The following is an 18,294-nucleotide window of genomic DNA, read 5'->3' on the forward strand; positions in this document are numbered from 1 at the left end:
GTGGGGATTGTCATTCGTCATTCGTCATTCGTCATTTGTTTATGTAAGGGTTTGAGGACTATTGACATAACTTGTCGGGTGTTAGGTTTATTTCCACTAACCTACTTATTTCCGATTCAAAAAATTTTAATCGTCCAGTTCAAGTTTGTGCAAGATATTCTGCTGAACTTGCTCTGACGGTTGGTTGCCGTTTATCGTCAACAGCTTTTGACGATAGCCATAGTACTCCAGGATGGGAACGGTGCGCTCGTAGAATAACTCGATGCGGCGCGGGACAATTTCGGGATGGTCATCCAGACGAGACTTGGTTGATGGGGTGCTATCTTGAGCTTGGTTTTGGGATCGCGCCACGGAACGAGTCATCATCACCGATTCGGGTACAGTTAAGTAAATTGCCCAATCTAGCTGCTGATTTAAGTCCTCCAGCAGAAAATCCAATTCCTCGGCTTGGAACGCGGTACGGGGATACCCCTCTAACACCCAACCTTTCGCCGTGTCGGGTTGCAGCAGGCGCTGGCGCATGAATTCGATCAGGATTTCATCCGGGACTAATTCTCCCTTCTCGACGTAGGGCTGCGCCTTATGACCTAAGTCGGTTTGAGACGCGATCGCACGACGCAAAATGTTACCACTGGAAATCTCCACGATCCCCAAATGGCGACACAACTGTCGCGCCTGTGTGCTTTTCCCTGACCCTGGACCTCCCAGAATCACTAGTCTCACGATAATAGCTCCTCTGTTCCTAGCCTGGACAAGTCTTTCATCAATGTTGCACAAATCCTTTGCATCTGGGCAGGTTTTGACGCTACTGACCGTCATTTTGCCACGAATCCCCCTGGATGAACATTCTCCGGGACTTACTCTTGACGGACTTGTAGATATGGTGTTTGATTAGGGATGCCACTGAAAAAAATACGCTATATCTTGTTCGCTGCATCGATTGAATTTCTAGTTAAGTTCCTTGAATTACTTGTAGGTTTTGTGATACAGTGACAATGTAGGCAGGGATAGGGGAGAAGGAAAGAATTATTGGACTTGAGTTAAGTTGTAAACGGCTATAATCCCCAACCCAAAAGGATTCGGTGGAATAGTAGCAGAAACAGGCGATCGCGAGACACGGTTAACAGCGAATTCTGCCAAAAAGCTGTCTAAAGCGACCATGAGACACTGATCGAGGAAAGCTTGAGCAGTGTCCATTAGATTCATTGCTCTTTAATAGTTGACTATGGTTTCCCAGTTAGAAACTCCTACCCTTAATTCAGCGCATCACCTGACCTACAGCCTAGAAGGGCTGGTACAAGTCTTTACCAGTGCCCAGCGCAGCTTTTTTACCAATGTGATTGCCCAAGGCTTGAGAATCGCTGGACAGGGGACACCCGTGCTGGTGGTTCAGTTTCTCAAAGGGGGTATTGGTCAAGGACACCAGCATCCGATTCGGTTGGGACAGTATTTAGAATGGATTCGCTGTGACTTGCCACGATATATTGATACCCCAGAGTTAGATGAGGCAGAACATAAATCCCTCAAGCAGTTGTGGCATCATACTCAACAGTTGGTGTATGAGGGGAAATATTCTGTCGTTGTCCTTGATGAATTGAGTTTAGCCATCAACTACGGCTTAATCCCCCTCAGTGAAGTCTTGAGATTTCTGGAAAGTCGCCCCAGTTCAGTAGATATTATTCTCACAGGACCCGATATGCCACCAGAACTTCTAGAGGTGGCTGACCAAATCACAGAAATTCGTCGCAGTCATCAGCCTTAGTAGGGGCTTGGTTACTGTACAATTTTGTACAGGAAAGTGTTTTGTCGCTCATTCTAAGGTAAAGTGACATGGCAACGGAAGCGAGAGCGGTTCGTTTCCAGATTGGAAACATTGAGGTTTCTGGTTATCAGCTAATCTCTGATCAGGATCAGCGTCTGTTGTTCACCCACAGGCAAATCGCCGAAGTCGTGGGTAAAAGCAAGGGAACAGCGCAAAAGTTTTGTAAATCAAACGAAAACAACTTGCCAGAAACCGTCAAGACTGTGGTTCCGGATAAACCCAGACCGATCGCGTTATCATCCTGGGATGCAGCCGTAGCGTTTTGGCAACATCAAGCTAATGCTGGGAATGAGACAGCAACAGCTTTGGTGGAAGTGGTGAGTTGCACACCGCTAGAAACGCTTCAGATTGAACCAGCGAGTGAGATAGAGCCAGTTGAGACATCCTATCCCAAAGACATCGAAGGCGCGATCGCACAATTACCCCAAACCGATGAATTCCCCCTCGATAATGAACTCCAACAACTGGATCAGGGGTTACGGTTAATCGCTAAATGGTTAGAAGAAGCGGGATTGGATCAACGTGCGATCGCGTCTTGGAAATTGAATGTACTCACCCAGCGTTTTCCGGCTTTAGCCAGTGCTGCGAATCAAGCACAGCAGCTTTTAGTCACCCATTCGGTTGAGGAACCATCGGGGATGATCGCCTCCCAAGTCGCACAGAAGGTGTCAGAGCAATTAGGACGAAAAGTGAAAGCCGCTCAAGTCAACGCTGCACTCCATGAATTAGGCATTCAGGAATGGACTAAACCCGGTTCTAGGGAGCGACGACTCACCGAGAAAGGAAAAGCATACGGGCGAGCCATGCTAGCCACATCCAAAACGAATGCCTGGAGTGGAGCGCAGTTGCGATGGTTTGATAATGTTGTGCCTTTGTTATGTGAATATTTGGCAGCTTCAAAATAAAATCCGTTAATTGGTGGCTATTTAGGTTATCCTATTAAACTGGCTATAATTACCTGACGATGATTAAAAACGATACCTGGATAACTCAAATGGCTGACAAGGGTATGATTACACCTTTTGAGCCAAAGTTAGTTCGTCGCGTTGATACGCTACATGTTATCTCCTATGGTTTGAGCAGTTTTGGCTACGATATCCGGCTTTCACCCGTGGAGTTCCGTATTTTTAGGCATATCCCGGGAACGGTAGTTGATCCAAAAAACTTTAATCCAGAAAACTTAGAACCGACTCAATTACATCATGATCAACAGGGAGACTATTTTATTCTTCCTGGACATAGTTATGGTCTTGGCGTCGCCTTGGAACGTATTGAAGTGCCAGAAAATGTCAGCGTCTTATGTATTGGCAAAAGTACGTATGCCAGAGCCGGTATAATCGCCAATTTAACTCCTGCTGAAGCAGGGTGGCGGGGGCATTTAACCTTGGAGGTTAGCAATAGTTCTCCCGCCGATTGTCGGATTTATGCGAATGAGGGCATTGTCCAATTGCTCTTTTTTGAATCAGAGCTATGTTCGGTGACTTATGAGCAACGTAAGGGTAAATATCAAGATCAGCCGGAAAAAGTGGTTTTTTCTAAAGTTTGATATGATAATTAGTTGGGCAAGTTTTAGCCGGTATAATTACGATATAATCTCGCCTATATTGGCGTGACACGCCAAATCAATAGGGATGATGATTGTGTCCAAAAACTGTAGGGGCGCAAGGCTTGCGCCCAATTCAACGGTAAAATCTATTCCATTATTTTAGCGAGTACAATGCTCGGACTACATACAATAATTTCGCTATTATTGACATTAAAATTTAAATAATAAATAGCTTATTAGGGGTAAGCTTGAGTGTACCCGATAAATTTATTGTCAATAAGATCAAGCTTGGATTTATATTGAGGTAATAACGAAGTGGAAAAATTTTGTATCGATATAATTGCGGCGACACCCAATCCGCAACAATTGGTTTGGGCAGCAATGCACCAAGATTACTCAGAAGATTATGTTTGGCATAGCCGCGATCGCTGGCCCCATGAGCAACGTTCAGGTGAACTGATTGTCAAGCATTTGTTAGCGGGTGAGCGAGGACACTATGGATGTTTAGAACATCCCCAAATTACATTTAATGTTGGCTATTTTCCTCACTCAATGATGCAGCAAGTTCGCACCCACAGAGTTGGCGTGAGCTTTGACGTTCAATGTCTGACAGCTAATACTCAGGTGACGTTTGTCAACGATAAGGGAGAAGCTCACCTAGAACTAAAAAAAACAATTGGAGAGTTGTATGAGCTGTGGACAAAGGGTGAACAAAGCTTCCCTCAGAGAGCTATCCCAGTAATCAAAGGAGAGTCGTCTGGATGTTATCACCGCGATGGCAAGAACCACATCCGCAAAATGAATTTGCGCGTTCTTAATGAAAACAATGGTTTATTTGAAACAGGGACGATTAAAGATGTCATAATACGTGGAATTCAGCCTGTTTACCGAGTTACTTTAGCTGATGGAAAAACCCTCGATTGCACGGTAAATCATCGATTGTTTACATCAGCAGGTTGGCAGACAATGGGTGATGCCGTTGGCTTAGTTACATCTGCTGATGGCTGTGTTATTAAACTAACGAAGTCTTGCTCAGTTATGTGTAATGGCATGGCAGTGGCTAACAAGACTAATCCGTTAGATTGGCAATCTCAGTTACAGTCTGCTGACACTAACATTCAGGCACACCCTGTCAAGGTTACTAAGGTTAAGTATCTGGGTGAGCATAAGACCTATGATTTAGAGGTAGAAAGTCAATGGCATAATTTTGTCGCTAATGGAATGGTGGTTCATAATTCCTTTCGCTATACCGGACAGCGAATTATTAATGTTGCTCAAGGAAAGCAAGACATCGAAGAGGTATTTTACCTACGCCCTGTGGGAAACTATACCAACCGTCAGGGAAAGCGTTATTTCTATTCTGAAGCCCAACGGAATGAAGACCTAAAGTGGTGTTTAGAGGCTTGTAAACGGTATCAGCAACGAATTGAAGAAGGGTTATCTGAAGAACACGCGAGAGGCTTGATTCCCTTCGACGCCAGACAGAATTTTGTCCTGAGTTGTAATATGCGATCGCTGATGCATCTTTTGGACTTAAGATGGAAAAAAGATGCTCAACTAGAGGCGCAAAAGTTCTGTGAGCTTCTCTATGTACATTTTGAACAATGGGCTCCGGCTGTTGCTCAATGGTATAAAGAAAACCGTGCCAAAAAAGCGAAATTATCGCCCTAGTACAATAAGGTAGATAGCAGAATTTATAGTAAGCTATTCGGCATTTAAAACTTAATATCAATAATGGCGAAATTGTTATAGTGCGAGCATCTTGCTCTCTACTAATACCCAATGTTAAATGCATGACAGCTTATCTGCGTTTTAGTTTATTCTTTGGTTGGGGCGGGTTTAGTCACATCAGGGTGGGAAAAAATGATAATAGTGAAACCCGCCCCTACATTCGGAAAAACTCTGGATAAGATGTCAGTTAAACTAAATCCGGGTTTCCCACCCCGCTATAATTTAGTCCGCGTAGGCGGACTTTGTTTGTATAGCAGCGATTTTAATCGCCATGGCAAAAAGGGGTAACAAAGGCGGATTTGTTATTAAACGGCAGGTAAACGCACCTGAAAGCAGCTACCCACTCCAATTTCACTCGTCACCGTGATTTTCCCACCATGACGTTGCGCGATCGCTTGAGCAATAGCTAAACCCAACCCTGTCCCCCCTTCTCGGCGAGAACGGGCTTTGTCCGCCCGCCAGAAGCGATCAAACACAAAGGGTAATTGTTCTCGCTCAATGCCAATTCCTGTATCCTTAACACTAACAACGGCAAAGCGATTATTTTTCGCTAAAATTAGGTCTACTTTCCCTTTAGCAGGCGTATATTGAATCGCATTTTCCAGCAAGTTACAAAATAAACGACTCAGTTGTGATTCATCCCCCACCACAGAAACTGTAGCTAGCCACTGAGACTGGATTTTCACCTCTTTGTCTTGTGCAAAAGGTTCTAATAACTCCAGCAAGTTATTTAAAATCTTATTCAGAGAGATTGTGATTTTCTCACGGCTAGGCGTTGATATCTTACTATCGTTTCGCGCTAAAAAAAGTAAGTCTTCTGATAAGTGACTCATCTGATCCGTAGCACTCGCGATCGCCGCTAACTTTTTCGCATCTTTAGGATGAATTCGTTCCGGATGATTTCGCATCACATCAACCGATGCTTTAATTGCCATCAAAGGACTGCGTAACTCATGAGACGCATCCGCCGTAAACTGTTTAAGTTGCTGAAAACTTTGCTCAATTGGCTCCAAAGCCTTCTGTGTTAACCACAGTCCGCCCAAACCCACTAAACCTAACCCCATAACACCACCCATTCCCAATCCCCACAGCATTTGGCGTTGGAAGATTTGGATATCCTCCATCGATTGTGAGGCACGAATATACCCTTCTAGAGAGGGCTGATTGGGGGTTGAGCCATCTTTAAACACCGAAATTGTATACGTGCGAACCTGTCTAGGCTTTTGCGTTTCCTCTTGAGTTTGAGAACCGACTTGGAGTCGAGAGTCCAACTCTAATGCACCTCGACTTGCCAACAGTTGACCTTTGGCATCAAACCATTCCAAGCTTTGCTGATCCCGATTAAAAATATCGCGCCAGGGAACCGCATCCACTTGATTCAGATATCGATGTCCCTTCATTTTGACAGGCGTAAACGAGGCGGCAGCGGCTTGAGCCAGAGTCAATAGTTTTTTATCCAGTTGGTAATAAAGATTGCGGCTAACAAAGACATAAACTCCCGTGCCAAAGAGACTCAAAATTGCTGCCATTACAGTTAGGTAAGACAACAATAGACGCCAGCGTAAACCTTGAAACATTCTAAGAACCGTATAGATGTAGCATCCTACGTCTGAGTTTTGATTGTGTAGGGGCGGGTTTATGTGCTTTCGTTTCACTATGTATGATAAAATTTATTCAAAACCCGCCCTGACCGATTGTAGGGGCGGGTTTTACCGATAACGTTGAGGATAAAACCTCTAACTGAACTAAACCCGCCCTGACTAAATTATGAGGTTTTAATTATAAATCTTCCCCAATCACCAATCATTGTTTTAAACGATAACCCAAACCATAAACCGTTTCAATCAAATCACTGGGAGCGCCACCCGCTTCAAGTTTCTGTCGTAAACTGCGGATATGCGCTTTCACCGTCGCTTCTTCCGGGAGTCGCTCAAAGGGCCACAGGTGTTCTAAGATTTGAGCGCGGCTAAACACACGACGACCATGGCGTAAGAAAAATTCTAACAACGAATATTCTTTGGGTGAAAGTGATAAGAGGCGATCTTGATAAAAAACTTCACAGGTACTTGGATCTAACCGTAGTTTACCCCACTCCAATACCGGGGGGGCGGTGGAAACACCCCGACGCAGTAAGGCTCGAATACGAGCTGATAATTCTTCTAGGTCAAAGGGTTTAACCAAATAGTCATCAGCTCCTGCATCCAATCCCACAACCTTATCAGTAATTGTATCCTTAGCCGTTAGCATCAGAATCGGAGTACTACAGCCTTGGGAGCGTAGTCGCCGACAAAGTGTAATCCCATCGATTTTGGGTAACATAATGTCGAGCAAAATTAAGTCATAGGTGACAGAATCAGCGAGATTTAACCCCTCCTCTCCATCATGCACCACATCGATCGCATAATGTTGATCGGTGAGATCTTCTTCTAGGGCATCGGTAATGCGCTCATCATCTTCCACGAGTAAAAGTCTCATTCTGACACCTGTTACTTAATATGACTTGTCACTCCCAAGGTAAGCTGTTCACGTTCTGATCAAGCTATGGTTATGGCGTAGCCTCACCGTCTTCTTCTTCTTCTTCTTCCTCTCCAGGCATAGCCTCAGTTTCTTCCTCTTCTTCCTCTCCAGGCATAGCCTCAGTTTCTTCCTCTTCTTCCTCTCCAGGCATAGCCTCAGTTTCTTCCTCTCCAGGCATAGCCTCAGTTTCTTCCTCTCCAGGCATAGTCTCGGTTTCTTCTGCTGGAGTTGGCTCTTCTACACCCGTCTCATCAGGTGTAGTTGTATCAGTCTGACAAGCTCCCAGCAATGATGTCAAACCCAACAACAGTGAAAAAGCGATAATCTTCAGCTTCACAGCATTACCTCCTAAAATTTTCCAAATTCAACCTTCTTACCGGGGTAATCAAGTTGCTTATACGTTTCTACTTGGCGTTAATGGCCGTTAAACCCTTAAACAGCCCTGAATTTTTCGGGTTCATCTGCCAAGTTAAACTCAAAAAGTAAAAAACTCGATAAAACCGCCCAATAGTTTCCGTCTTGCCATAAAACCCGTAGCCACTCCGGTAGGCATCATCTTGTCATGAGTCCGATCTCCGACGCCCTAGGTTCAAGTCATAAGCTGTCACACATTTAAATTGGGAATGGGTAGCGAGCAAGATGCAAAGCCTGCGGCATGGCTTCGCTTAACGCATTACAAGGGTTTTGCCGTTTTTGACATTAAGGTTTAAATGCCGAACAGCTTACCAGACGGGTGACTTCCATCGATCTGAATTGCTTTGTCGCCAAATTCTGCGGGAGCAACCGTATTGATAAATGCCTGTGCTGTCTTCAGCCGAATCCCCTGTATCAGAAATTATCTTGATAAAATCGGTAAAATGAATAATCATCTTGGAATGCATAGTCATCAAGAACATGATGAATAATACTGCTATCAATGAAAATTTGTCCGATGCGAATCGCTTCTTGTCGAGAACTCTGAGTCCGTTGTGCTAGCCATTCCACGGCTTCTGCACCAATGAAGCATTGAGGATAAAGATTTCCTCGATAGCGACGATCTTTTATTTCCACACCATCTGCACCCCGCATCGCTGCAACTAATGCTTCAATTTCTGTCTCGGTTAGGGTTTTGGCTGGAGTGATTGTCCGGGATACTGATCCGGATATCTCAGTCGTAGACGTGAGCGAGTCTTGCGGTTGAGAATGGGGAGTATGGTTGGATTGATTCTCATTCGCAGGCTCAATTGATCGAGGAAAAAATGTCGATGAATCCCGATCTAATAACAGATTGAAAATTTCGTCAAGTTTAGGCGATCGCAGATGTAAATCCCGTTGCGGAAAGGGAATCTCAATATTATAATGACGCAGACAGGCTTCAATCCGATAGTTGAGATCACTTTTAACTTTAAACTGTTTCTTCGGTTCTCCAGTCCACACCAATAAATCAAAGTCGAGGGAACTCTCCCCAAACCCCTGAAACCATACCTGAGGCGGCGGTTGCAGCAGCACTTCGGGATGATTTTTGATAGCTTCAAGTAAGGCGGTTTGCACTTTCTCGATATCTGAACCATACGCCACACCCACAGGAATCCGCAGCCGAGAAATCGGGTTCCCATGACTCCAGTTAATTACCTCAGTCTCTAAAAAGCGGGAGTTGGGTACGATAATGGTGACTTGATCTAACGTACAAATCTCCGTACTGCGTGCGCCGATGCGTTCTACGGTTCCCAGTAATTCACCCACTTTGACAAAATCACCGATTTGGATGGGGCGTTCAAAGGTAATAATAATCCCGCTAATAAAGTTATTGGCAATATTCTGAACCCCAAAACCAATCCCTACACCGAGAACACTGGCAAGAATGGTTAAAGACCCAACATCTAAACCCCAAATTTGTAACAGGACAATCCATCCGAGAAAGGTGAGAACATATTGAGTGAGGACAGTAATCACCTCTTGCAATCTGGGTTCAGCCCCGGTGTGGGCTAAGACATAGGATTTAAACAGCTTAGTCAGAAAACTAACCGCAAACCACAAGCAAACAGTTAAGCCCAAAAGCAATAGTAATTCTAGGGCAGAATATTTACTACTACCTAAGCTAATCACTGGCGCATTAAGAATACCAAAAACCTTAGCGATAAAATCGAATAACTCATAGCGCCAAATCCGACTGGCGGGAAACAAATCGGTCACATAATAGGCGATCGCGATCCATAATCCGCCCTGTAACCCTAGTCGGGCAAGGCGTACCATGAATTGGGCGGGATCTTCCCAGGCGTGAAACGAGGAGGTGGGTTGTCCTAGCCACACTCTCAAGCGATGAGACACCCATTTTCCCAGAAACAGTAAACCAACATGAATCGCGATCGCAACCAGTATCGCCCCAAGGACAAAGCCTAACGCCTGACGAATATAGGCGGGCGATCGCTCAAATTCTGCTTGTACAAATGCCTTTTCCAGAATTCTCTGCCAAATTCGGGCTTGCTGAAGAGCAGTTAGTTCTGGTAGGACATCCTTGTCGGTTACAGTGAGTAAATGGTCTGACTCAAGCAAGGAAGGAATAGTTAGGGTGGTTTGATCCTCTGTCTGATTCACTTCAACGCTGACAGGTTGAGAGGATTGCACCGCTTGCGCCAAAATATCGTTAATCCGCTTTGCCCGATTTTCGGCTGTATAGTTATTATTTAAACTTCTTACCTGTAGTAAAACGCGACCATCTAGCACGATGGGTGCTTTGTCATTATGATTGGTTGGGGAGGTTTGGGCAAAGCTGGGAAATGGGTTCAGCGTCAGCAGTAGCGTCAGCAATGCCAACAGGATAAACCGCCAACGTTTTAGAGGGAGCCGGGGGAGCCGGGGGAGCTGGGGGAGCCGGGGGAGCTGAGGGAGCTGGGGGAGCTGGGGGAGCTGAGGGAGCTGAGGGAGCTGAGGGAGCATTTTTAGGGATGGGTTATTTTCACAAATGACTATTAACGCCGAATAGCAGACATCACTAATTGGATAAGTTTAATGCTTCATTAGCCAAGGTGAAGGATTGTTGATCATGTTGACGAAACCTGTTAAAACTTGGTTGTACGTTCCATAAACTTCTCTACCGACTTGAATATCCATATAGCTACATTTAACAGCAAACTCTATCCAAGTTTGAGTTTGAGCCGCTTCTGCTTCACAGTCATTCAATTTAGCAATAAAGGCAGCTTCATATCGTCTTTTACGCCAGGCTTCTGCTAGATTGGCACAAACTGAGCGAGAAGAACGACGAATCTGGTCAGTTAAAGAATATCGCTCCTCTACAGTAAATTTTTTAGATAACTCGAAAATTATCATGGCTGAATCAAACGCCATCTTATAAACTTCTAAGTCTCTATGGCTTTTCAACATGTTTCTACTCATCTTCCTCGACTAAACCAAATACTTACTACTCAAATAAACTATAAGTTGAATGTCACGCTCCTCGTATTCTGGTGGGCAATGCCCACCCTACTGGCTTGGCAAGCTTAAAACAGTGGTCAAGTATTTTCAAGGAACCCTTATGAGAGTAGCGATCCAGAAAAATTTTACCCACAACTTTAAGCTTGCCAGCCTACTACGGTGTATCTTCCCCAGCTTCCCCCAGCTCCCCCAGCTTCCCCAGCTTCCCCAGCTTCATTTCACCAGACGACTACTAGACGGCGCTGTAGGCGACTGTTGAGGGCGCGATCGCTCTAAAATTGTGCTGGCTACTGCCCAGGCGCCAAATGTGGTTAACAAGAGAACGCCGATCCCAATCGCCCAGATCACTACTTTCTTTTGGGGGATAGACTTCACCGACGGTTTAAAACTGGCTACATTGGGACTCTGGGCGGTGGCGTTCAGGTCATTACTGTGGACTAAGGTGGCGGTCATTTTATAGGGACCCATCCGTAGGGTATCTTTAAACGAAATGGGTTGATTGGCTTGACGCAGGGGTCGCCCATTCAGAAATGTACCGTTAGCACTGCGTTGATCGGTAATATAAATTTGGTTATTTGCCACCGTAATCAGGACATGAAACCGTGAAATCTCTGGGTTAGCCAGTTCTAACCGAGATACCGACTCTCCTCCCCAATACTCTGGCATTTGATCCAATTCTCGACCGATCGCGATCGGTGCAGCTAAGAGCGATCGCTTGACTTCCCCCATTTCTGGATCTTCCCAGGTTAATTGAATATACATAGACGTGGTAGACCTCGAACACCTGCTATAGTAATGGTTCCCGTTTTTTGAGTGATCGTGCAGGCATTCACCGAAACTGCAACGCCTGTTGTCACGTCAAGTTTTTTGGGTCGTCGATTCAACAATCGGGTAAAGGATTTTTGATAACGGTGATGATGATTTGATTCCTATCAAAATCATATCGTTAAAAATAATTACGATAATAGGTTAAGGATGCAGTTTTCCTGTAACGAGGGGTAGGGTATGAGTTTCAATCTTTTCCGTCGCTTTCAATCCACGAATACGGATCAACCCCTCGGTGGACGCTATAAAATCGAGCGTCAACTAGGAATAGGTGGATTTGGTCAAACCTTTCTGGCGCAAGATCTCCATTTACCTGGACACCCTCAATGTGTGATTAAGCAACTTAAACCGAAAACCACTGACCCCGCCAGCCTAGAAACCGCTAGACGCCTATTTGACACCGAAGCTCAAGTTCTCTATCAACTGGGTAATCATGACCAAATTCCCCGGCTGCTGGCACATTTTGAAGAGAATCAGGAATTTTATTTAGCACAAGAATTAATTCTTGGCAATCCCCTCACCCAGGAATTGAAAAAAGGTCAACAATGGTTAGAATCTAAAACCATTGCCCTACTACAGGATATTCTCCAGGTTTTGGCGTATGTCCATGAGCAAAATGTCATTCATCGCGATATCAAACCCTCTAATCTGATTCGCCGCCAGCCGGATGGCAAAATTGTCTTGATTGACTTTGGTGCGGTAAAGCAAGTCACCACCCAATTTAGTCATCCTCAATCGGGACAAACCAATTTAACCATTTCCATTGGTACTCAAGGCTATGTTCCTAAAGAACAGTTGGGTGGACAACCCCGGTTTAGTAGTGATGTGTATGCGGTGGGTCTATTAGGGATTCAAGCCTTAACCGGGACACATCCTCGATTGCTGCGGGAAAATCCAGAGACGGGGGAAATTCAGTGGCGTGATTTAGCCCCTCATGTTAGTCTCAACTTGGCTGAAATTCTGGATCAGATGATCCGGTATGATTTCCGCGATCGCTATCAAACTGCTACCGAAGCCTTAAACGCCCTGCAACGTCTATCCAGCGATATTCCAGCCTCCGATACAACGCAACGATTACCCGATTCCTCAGACACCACAGCATCGATTCCAGAACATTCAAAGCCTTCTCAAGAGCAGGAGAGAGGTTTGGAGAGAGGTCTTCCAGATTCCCCAACTCCATCCCCATCAACCACCAGTAGCACTCAGTTACCCGAAACCTGGCGGAATTCCCAACCCGCATCAGGGAGTTCGGTTCCTACAATGGTTACACCCGGTTCAAACCCAAAACGAGGGCTGAATCTTTGGTGGGTTGTAGCAATTTTAGGCATTGTCGGCGGAACGGCTGGAGTCGCGACAACACGGCTGATTCCGCAGTTTACCAGCAAAACGACGAATCAGAGTCAGGAATTAACTGTTAATTCTGCGAACTCTGCAACTCAACCATCGCCCACATCATCCCCTGAACCTTCCCCCACTGAGGAGACACCAACGAATCCCAGTTCAGACTCAGAGTCACCTACCTCTGAACAGCCTACTCCTGATACACCAAAAACAGGTAAACAACCGTCTCCTGTTCCTTCACCGGAATCAACTCCTTCCCCTTCTGTGAAAAAGTCACCCCCAGTCACTCAAAATCCTGCACCCCCCAAACCCGCAACGCCAACACCAACTCCCCTAGCGCCAAAGCCAACCAAGGTTCAGCCAACACCATCACCCGTTCCATCGGCTTCTCCTTCCCCTAATACCGCCAACGCCAAAACCCATTGGCAACGCTGCTATGATTTAAACACCCAGCAGCGTCCCCAAGAAGCGATTCAGGCGTGCGATCGCGCTTTAGCCATTAATCCTGATTATCCTGAAGCCTTGTGGAGTAAGGGTGCGGCGTTGGATCAGTTAGGAAGACACCAAGAAGCGCTAAACCTCTACGAAAAAGCCACAACCCTGAAGCCAGATTTTGCCGAAGCCTGGATTAATCAAGGTGTTGCTTTAATTTTATTAGGTCAACCGGAGAAAGCGATTCCTATTCTTGATCGCGCCATTCAGCTTAAACCCAATTCCGCCAACGCCTGGATTAACAAAGCCGAAGCCTATATGGAATTGGAACAGTATGATGACGCGATCGCGTCTTTGCAAAAGGCGCTAGAAATTCAACCCAATAATGAATATGCAGCAACCATGTTAATCGCAGCCGAGGCGAAAAAATGAAACCTCTATCTCAACGGTTAAAAAGAATCTATCGTTTGCAACGTCGCATCAAAGCTGTATAACCTGCTTGTACAAAGTGCTTGTCATAAGCTAGAGCCTCAAAAATAGATTGTTCTTCCATAATTTTGAATGAGACACAATCCGTCTGACTCCACTCCTTATCAGGACGTTGTTCGTATAAAGTTAATGCCGCCTGAAATTGAATGCTGGTCTGAGGAATGATGGTGGTGTTAGAATGCTGGTAAAGACTTTTTATCAGATTAACAGCGACCTGACGAAAGTACTCGCCTCTAGCTGAGAAGTCATTCAATACTTCAGTCAATACCATTTCACTCGTAACGATATGAGCAGGTTGAATCGCTTTTGAAAGATTGACAGCTTTATCATGCAAATCATCCTTAGGATTGAGAAATGCTACCCAATAACCCGTATCCGCAAACAAAATCCTCATCAATCGTCCTTGTGCTTCTGTTTCTGGTAATAATCGAACCTCCTCGCTAGATCAGTGGGTAACTTTTCCCATTCTTCATCAGGAACTTGAGCAGAAATTTCGGCAACCAATTCCCAAATGGGGGGCGCATCAGGATCGAAAGATAACCCTCCAATTTCAGGAACTTCACCAACTGCTTGTGTTTGACATTCAACAATTCTACCCTTCGCAATCAAGTTTTCTAGCTTACCGATAGCATCTTGCTCCTTACGCCAAGCTTGATCACGTAACGCATTGGCTTTGAGAACTAGATTGCCAATTTCGTCTCTGATAGAAGGTTCGGGTAAGGGAATAGGCACAGATGCTAGCATTTCTAAGTCAACGTGAACAATCACCGAGCCATAAGAATGCCGAGTGATCAAACGATGACCATAATCGGATGCTAGCCAAGCATAAAGATAACCTGAGTTCATACCCGACGCAGCTACAATTCTTGTCGCATCCTCACTAGCTGCCCACTCTGCCATGTAAGCTGGAATGATTTGTACCCGTCCAATTGTGCCAGAACGGGTTACGGCAATCATATTTTCTTCTAACTGAATTTCCGGCAAATCCTTAGTGTGTGCGCCTTTAGCCAGCCGCTTAACGTCTACTGGAGCAACTTGGAAAATCTGCTTACTGCTAAGTAGAGGAATTCCACCTTTCTCGACATAAACTCGTTTGCGGAATTTAGTGATTGCTCGAACTTCTCTCGTGACTCGCACATCGCCTACGGTAGTCACTTCCACAGATAAATCGCGCAACTTTTTCTCAGCAGCCAGAGCAATCGGATTATGAAAACTACCTTCTAATCGTCCCATCCACTGCGAGGCTTTGATGGTATTAGTCAAGGATTTATTATGATTAGAAACTATTGAGTTCAGATCGGGCAAATTTAAGCGTTCATGCAGTCGTTTATCTGCCTCATCCAATAGCCGATTTGCTTCATCTCGCAGCTCACCAGCCTTGCACATCTGCCTGCCAATCTCAATCCGCCGAATAGCGTGCAAGTTGGGAATTAGAACTCGTGCGAGGTGTTCCGGTTCAATTTGATTGACAACAGATCCATACGTCCCCTGAATCACCTGGAGACGACCATAACGGCTCCGTAGGAAAGCTGAAATGTATCCAGCAGTGTCGGGATCACTGGCTTGAAGCCGGATGACGTGTTCAGAAAGAGCCTTACCTAGAAAAGTTTCACTTGCTAGACCAATATTACCGATAGTTCCAGAGCGAGAAAGTAATACATCCCATTTATTAGGCAAAAAATTATGCCAATTTGGGGTATACTTACAACTTATAAAACGATTAGTGGTGGGACGTAAGCTAATAATTTCAGAGCTAGACAAAAATGGTAATCCCTGTTCAGCACTTACGTAAACTCGCTTAAAGCGATGAGGGTAATACCCCCCTTTGCAAAGTCCTCCTTCACCATAGAGAGGTATGAGTTGTAAACCGCTGTTTTCTAAGGCTGTAACTACATTGCGAGCGTCAATACTAAAAGCTGAGGCTTCCAGACGAACGCCTGCATCAAAAACCTCACTAAGCTTGACCGTTGTAGAAAATTTTTCTAGCTCAGTTTCAGCCGTTGGAGGTCTATATTCCGGTTGATATGCAAAGTTTACCATCTCAACACCACCTGCTTTTTCCAACTCAAAAACTCATCAGCAATAAATGGAGTGTCATCAGCCTCTACCTTTTGGCGAGGAATAGGTCTAACGGTTCCCTCTCCAGTTGCTGTACGCTCTAGGAGAGGTGTTTCTTCAGGATTAGGGGGAAAAAGTATTTCTTCTCCCTGATCATCCCGTCGGTAAACGGTATTCCCTCTCTTATCATGCCCTATTGCCTTTACCTGCGCCATAAAAATTTCATAATCTGACATAATCCCTTGGTTAATTTCTGCTTCGGTCTTCTTCTGGAGAATTAGCACCGAAGTTTGAGTGCCGTTGTGAGGCTGGAATGTATCGGGATGAAGATCAATTGATGCCACAATACGACAGTTTTTAATCATCCAATATCGCACATAGAGTAATCCTGGCGCTCCCAAAATTGCATCGGGTAACACAATCCCCATCCTGCCTCCAGGTTTTAAGAATTGCCAGCAGCGCTCAATAAATAGTATTTCTGGCGGCGCAGACGTTTGAGGCTGCTCCGTAGGTTCCCAACCGGTTGACGTTTCTTGCCAAATATGTCCAAGTTGATACTGACTGAGTGTTTCCCTGTCTTTGATGGGTAACTTTGAACCAAAAGGAGGATTTGTCGCGATCATATCAAAATGTGCCAAATCCTTATAACTTCGTAAACTATTAGAGTCAATCTTTAAGGCAGCTGCAAGTTCTTGCTTAAATCGACTTTCCCATTGATGAGGATGCAACAAGGCATCTTGTCTTAAAATATTTCCAGAGCCATCATTGTTCATCACCATGTTCATTTTAGTAGCTTTCACGAGATCTGGATTAATATCAATTCCAAAGAAACACTGTTTAGCTTTTTCTTGAATTTTGGAATTTAGCTCCTCGCGCATCCACGAACTAGATTGTTCCGTAATTCCTGCTTCTTGTCTCAGCTTTTCAATGACCTCGTTCATCGCAATCACCAGAAAACCACCTGTCCCACAAGCCGGATCTAGAATCATTTCATCAACTTTGGGATTAAGCATCCGTACTGTCATGCGCTGTATGTTTCGCGGGGTAAAGAATTCTCCGCGATCTCCTCGCAAGTTTGCTCCGACTAGCTCCTCATAAGCTTTTCCCTTCACATCGATATGCGTATCGAGGAAGCTGTATCGTTGAAGTTCTCCCACAATATAGGCTAATGAACGAGGCTGAAGCTTGATTTTTTCGTTAGCATCAAAAATGGTTGGGTATTGTGCTTTAACAGCATCAAAAATTTTGCTAATTCTGTTAAAAACAGTCAATCGACCATCATTAGTAGATTTTTCACGGGCCGTTGCATAAAACTCGATAGGCTTGGGAAAATTACGTTCATCATAAATTTTACAAAAGATGACTTTTAACAGCTCAAAAAAAGCAGGTTGTTTCTGCAAGCCATCTGTTACATAAATATGGTCGTGGCAAATTTTGAAAGAAAATAGGAGATTATCACCAACGGCATTCTTTAAAGATTCCCGTGTCGGTCTGTCTACCTCTTCAAAACTACCATCCTTTGATGGAATATCATTCGGTTCTATCGTTTCAATAACCTTACCATCCTGGTCACGAATAAATCGATAAACAGCTTTGAATTTGCCATTTGTCCACATCCCCCACTCAGCGCCACAAGCTAAAATATAGGACTTTAGTTGCTCAACACCATCCTTACTCGCTGTAGGCTGTACAGAGTCTTTCTTGCATTCAATGATGATCCAAGCATTTTCCTGCTGATGGGGAATTCCCTCGCGAAAAATTACCAGGTCAGCACGAACCCGCCTGCTACCAACCTTGATTGGAAACTCAACCTCAATCTGCTCTGAAAAAAAATTTAACTCCAGTATTAAACGACGCTCAATATTTTGACGAACGTACTCTTCAGGTGTATCGTTCCGAATTTTTTGATCGATGAAGTCACAGATCTTCCCGTCCGGAAGTGTTGCCAGTAGCTTAGCCATTGCCCTTATGCCCAAAAGTGCAGCAATTTATCCTGCTTAATGTTTTACTATAAATTGATGAATTAAAATCAACACATTTATTTTGCTGTACAGGTTCCCTATTCTTATTATAATATTTAATCTTGTTTTTGAGTCGTTAAGCCAATGCACTTATGTTCGCT

General features: G+C 44.7%; 16 protein-coding genes. 5 read left to right on the forward strand and 11 right to left on the reverse strand.

The features are described 5' to 3' along the window. Positions 1 to 126: 126 nt before the first annotated feature. Together RIG27_RS07235 and RIG27_RS07240 are read right to left on the reverse strand one after the other, a co-directional pair. Positions 127 to 723: an adenylate kinase gene (locus tag RIG27_RS07235; protein WP_446343775.1), complete on the reverse strand. Its 597-nt coding sequence runs from the start codon at positions 721 to 723 to the stop codon at positions 127 to 129. Positions 724 to 1,026: 303 nt separating this feature from the next. Next, positions 1,027 to 1,206 (reverse strand): hypothetical protein, encoded by a 180-nt coding sequence (locus RIG27_RS07240; RefSeq protein WP_446343777.1) that lies wholly within the window; start codon positions 1,204 to 1,206, stop codon positions 1,027 to 1,029. A gap of 19 nt (positions 1,207 to 1,225) precedes the next feature. Here RIG27_RS07240 and RIG27_RS07245 point away from each other — a divergent pair, with 19 nt between their 5' ends. From RIG27_RS07245 to thyX, 4 genes are all read left to right on the forward strand, one after another. Then, entirely contained in the window at positions 1,226 to 1,762 is a 537-nt protein-coding gene (locus RIG27_RS07245; protein WP_446343779.1) for a P-loop NTPase family protein, read from the forward strand. 68 nt (positions 1,763 to 1,830) lie between these two features. Then, positions 1,831 to 2,727 (forward strand): hypothetical protein, encoded by an 897-nt coding sequence (locus tag RIG27_RS07250; protein ID WP_446343781.1) that lies wholly within the window; start codon positions 1,831 to 1,833, stop codon positions 2,725 to 2,727. A gap of 59 nt (positions 2,728 to 2,786) precedes the next feature. Then, entirely contained in the window at positions 2,787 to 3,368 is a 582-nt protein-coding gene (gene dcd, locus RIG27_RS07255) for a dCTP deaminase (protein ID WP_446343783.1), read from the forward strand. Positions 3,369 to 3,683: 315 nt separating this feature from the next. Next, positions 3,684 to 5,039, forward strand: a complete 1,356-nt coding sequence (thyX, locus tag RIG27_RS07260; protein WP_446343784.1) for an FAD-dependent thymidylate synthase — start codon at positions 3,684 to 3,686, stop codon at positions 5,037 to 5,039. Between the two features lie 365 nt (positions 5,040 to 5,404). On the opposite strand, the gene RIG27_RS07265 is transcribed toward thyX, so the two are convergent. The 6 genes from RIG27_RS07265 to RIG27_RS07290 form a co-directional block, all read right to left on the reverse strand. Next, a complete protein-coding gene (locus RIG27_RS07265) occupies positions 5,405 to 6,676 on the reverse strand; it encodes a sensor histidine kinase (protein ID WP_446343786.1) in 1,272 nt (423 codons plus the stop codon). Positions 6,677 to 6,902: 226 nt separating this feature from the next. Continuing rightward, positions 6,903 to 7,574 carry a response regulator transcription factor gene (locus RIG27_RS07270; RefSeq protein WP_446342951.1) on the reverse strand — a complete coding sequence of 224 codons (672 nt, stop codon included), beginning with the start codon at positions 7,572 to 7,574 and terminating at the stop codon, positions 6,903 to 6,905. Positions 7,575 to 7,644: 70 nt separating this feature from the next. Then, the gene (locus RIG27_RS07275) at positions 7,645 to 7,953 is read right to left on the reverse strand and encodes a hypothetical protein (protein WP_446343789.1); all 309 of its coding nucleotides are present in this window, start codon (positions 7,951 to 7,953) and stop codon (positions 7,645 to 7,647) included. A gap of 491 nt (positions 7,954 to 8,444) precedes the next feature. Then, positions 8,445 to 10,409 carry a mechanosensitive ion channel domain-containing protein gene (locus RIG27_RS07280; RefSeq protein WP_446343791.1) on the reverse strand — a complete coding sequence of 655 codons (1,965 nt, stop codon included), beginning with the start codon at positions 10,407 to 10,409 and terminating at the stop codon, positions 8,445 to 8,447. Positions 10,410 to 10,601: 192 nt separating this feature from the next. Then, positions 10,602 to 10,976, reverse strand: a complete 375-nt coding sequence (locus RIG27_RS07285; RefSeq protein ID WP_446343793.1) for a four helix bundle protein — start codon at positions 10,974 to 10,976, stop codon at positions 10,602 to 10,604. A 264-nt stretch (positions 10,977 to 11,240) separates the two neighbouring features. After that, positions 11,241 to 11,789, reverse strand: coding sequence for an FHA domain-containing protein (locus tag RIG27_RS07290; protein WP_446343795.1), 549 nt, complete (start codon positions 11,787 to 11,789; stop codon positions 11,241 to 11,243). 243 nt (positions 11,790 to 12,032) lie between these two features. Between RIG27_RS07290 and RIG27_RS07295 the strand changes: the two genes are divergently transcribed. Continuing rightward, the gene (locus tag RIG27_RS07295) at positions 12,033 to 14,057 is read left to right on the forward strand and encodes a protein kinase domain-containing protein (RefSeq protein ID WP_446343797.1); all 2,025 of its coding nucleotides are present in this window, start codon (positions 12,033 to 12,035) and stop codon (positions 14,055 to 14,057) included. A gap of 28 nt (positions 14,058 to 14,085) precedes the next feature. Here the strand turns inward: RIG27_RS07295 and RIG27_RS07300 are convergent, their stop codons facing one another. Genes RIG27_RS07300 through RIG27_RS07310 form a run of 3 tightly spaced genes read right to left on the reverse strand, consistent with a single transcriptional unit; the run spans position 14,086 to position 18,133 of the window. Further along, on the reverse strand, positions 14,086 to 14,508 hold the full coding sequence (locus RIG27_RS07300) for a type II toxin-antitoxin system VapC family toxin (RefSeq protein ID WP_446343799.1): 423 nt from the start codon (positions 14,506 to 14,508) through the stop codon (positions 14,086 to 14,088). Continuing rightward, complete coding sequence (locus RIG27_RS07305) at positions 14,508 to 16,154, reverse strand: restriction endonuclease subunit S (protein WP_446343800.1); 1,647 nt, start codon at positions 16,152 to 16,154, stop codon at positions 14,508 to 14,510. The genes RIG27_RS07300 and RIG27_RS07305 overlap by 1 nt, the downstream gene beginning before the upstream one ends. Continuing rightward, positions 16,148 to 18,133 (reverse strand): N-6 DNA methylase, encoded by a 1,986-nt coding sequence (locus RIG27_RS07310; RefSeq protein ID WP_446343802.1) that lies wholly within the window; start codon positions 18,131 to 18,133, stop codon positions 16,148 to 16,150. Before RIG27_RS07310 ends, RIG27_RS07305 begins: the two co-directional genes overlap by 7 nt. Positions 18,134 to 18,294 lie beyond the last annotated feature (161 nt).

The organism is Coleofasciculus sp. F4-SAH-05, assembly GCF_040222985.1.
Lineage (GTDB): Bacteria > Cyanobacteriota > Cyanobacteriia > Cyanobacteriales > Coleofasciculaceae > Coleofasciculus > Coleofasciculus chthonoplastes.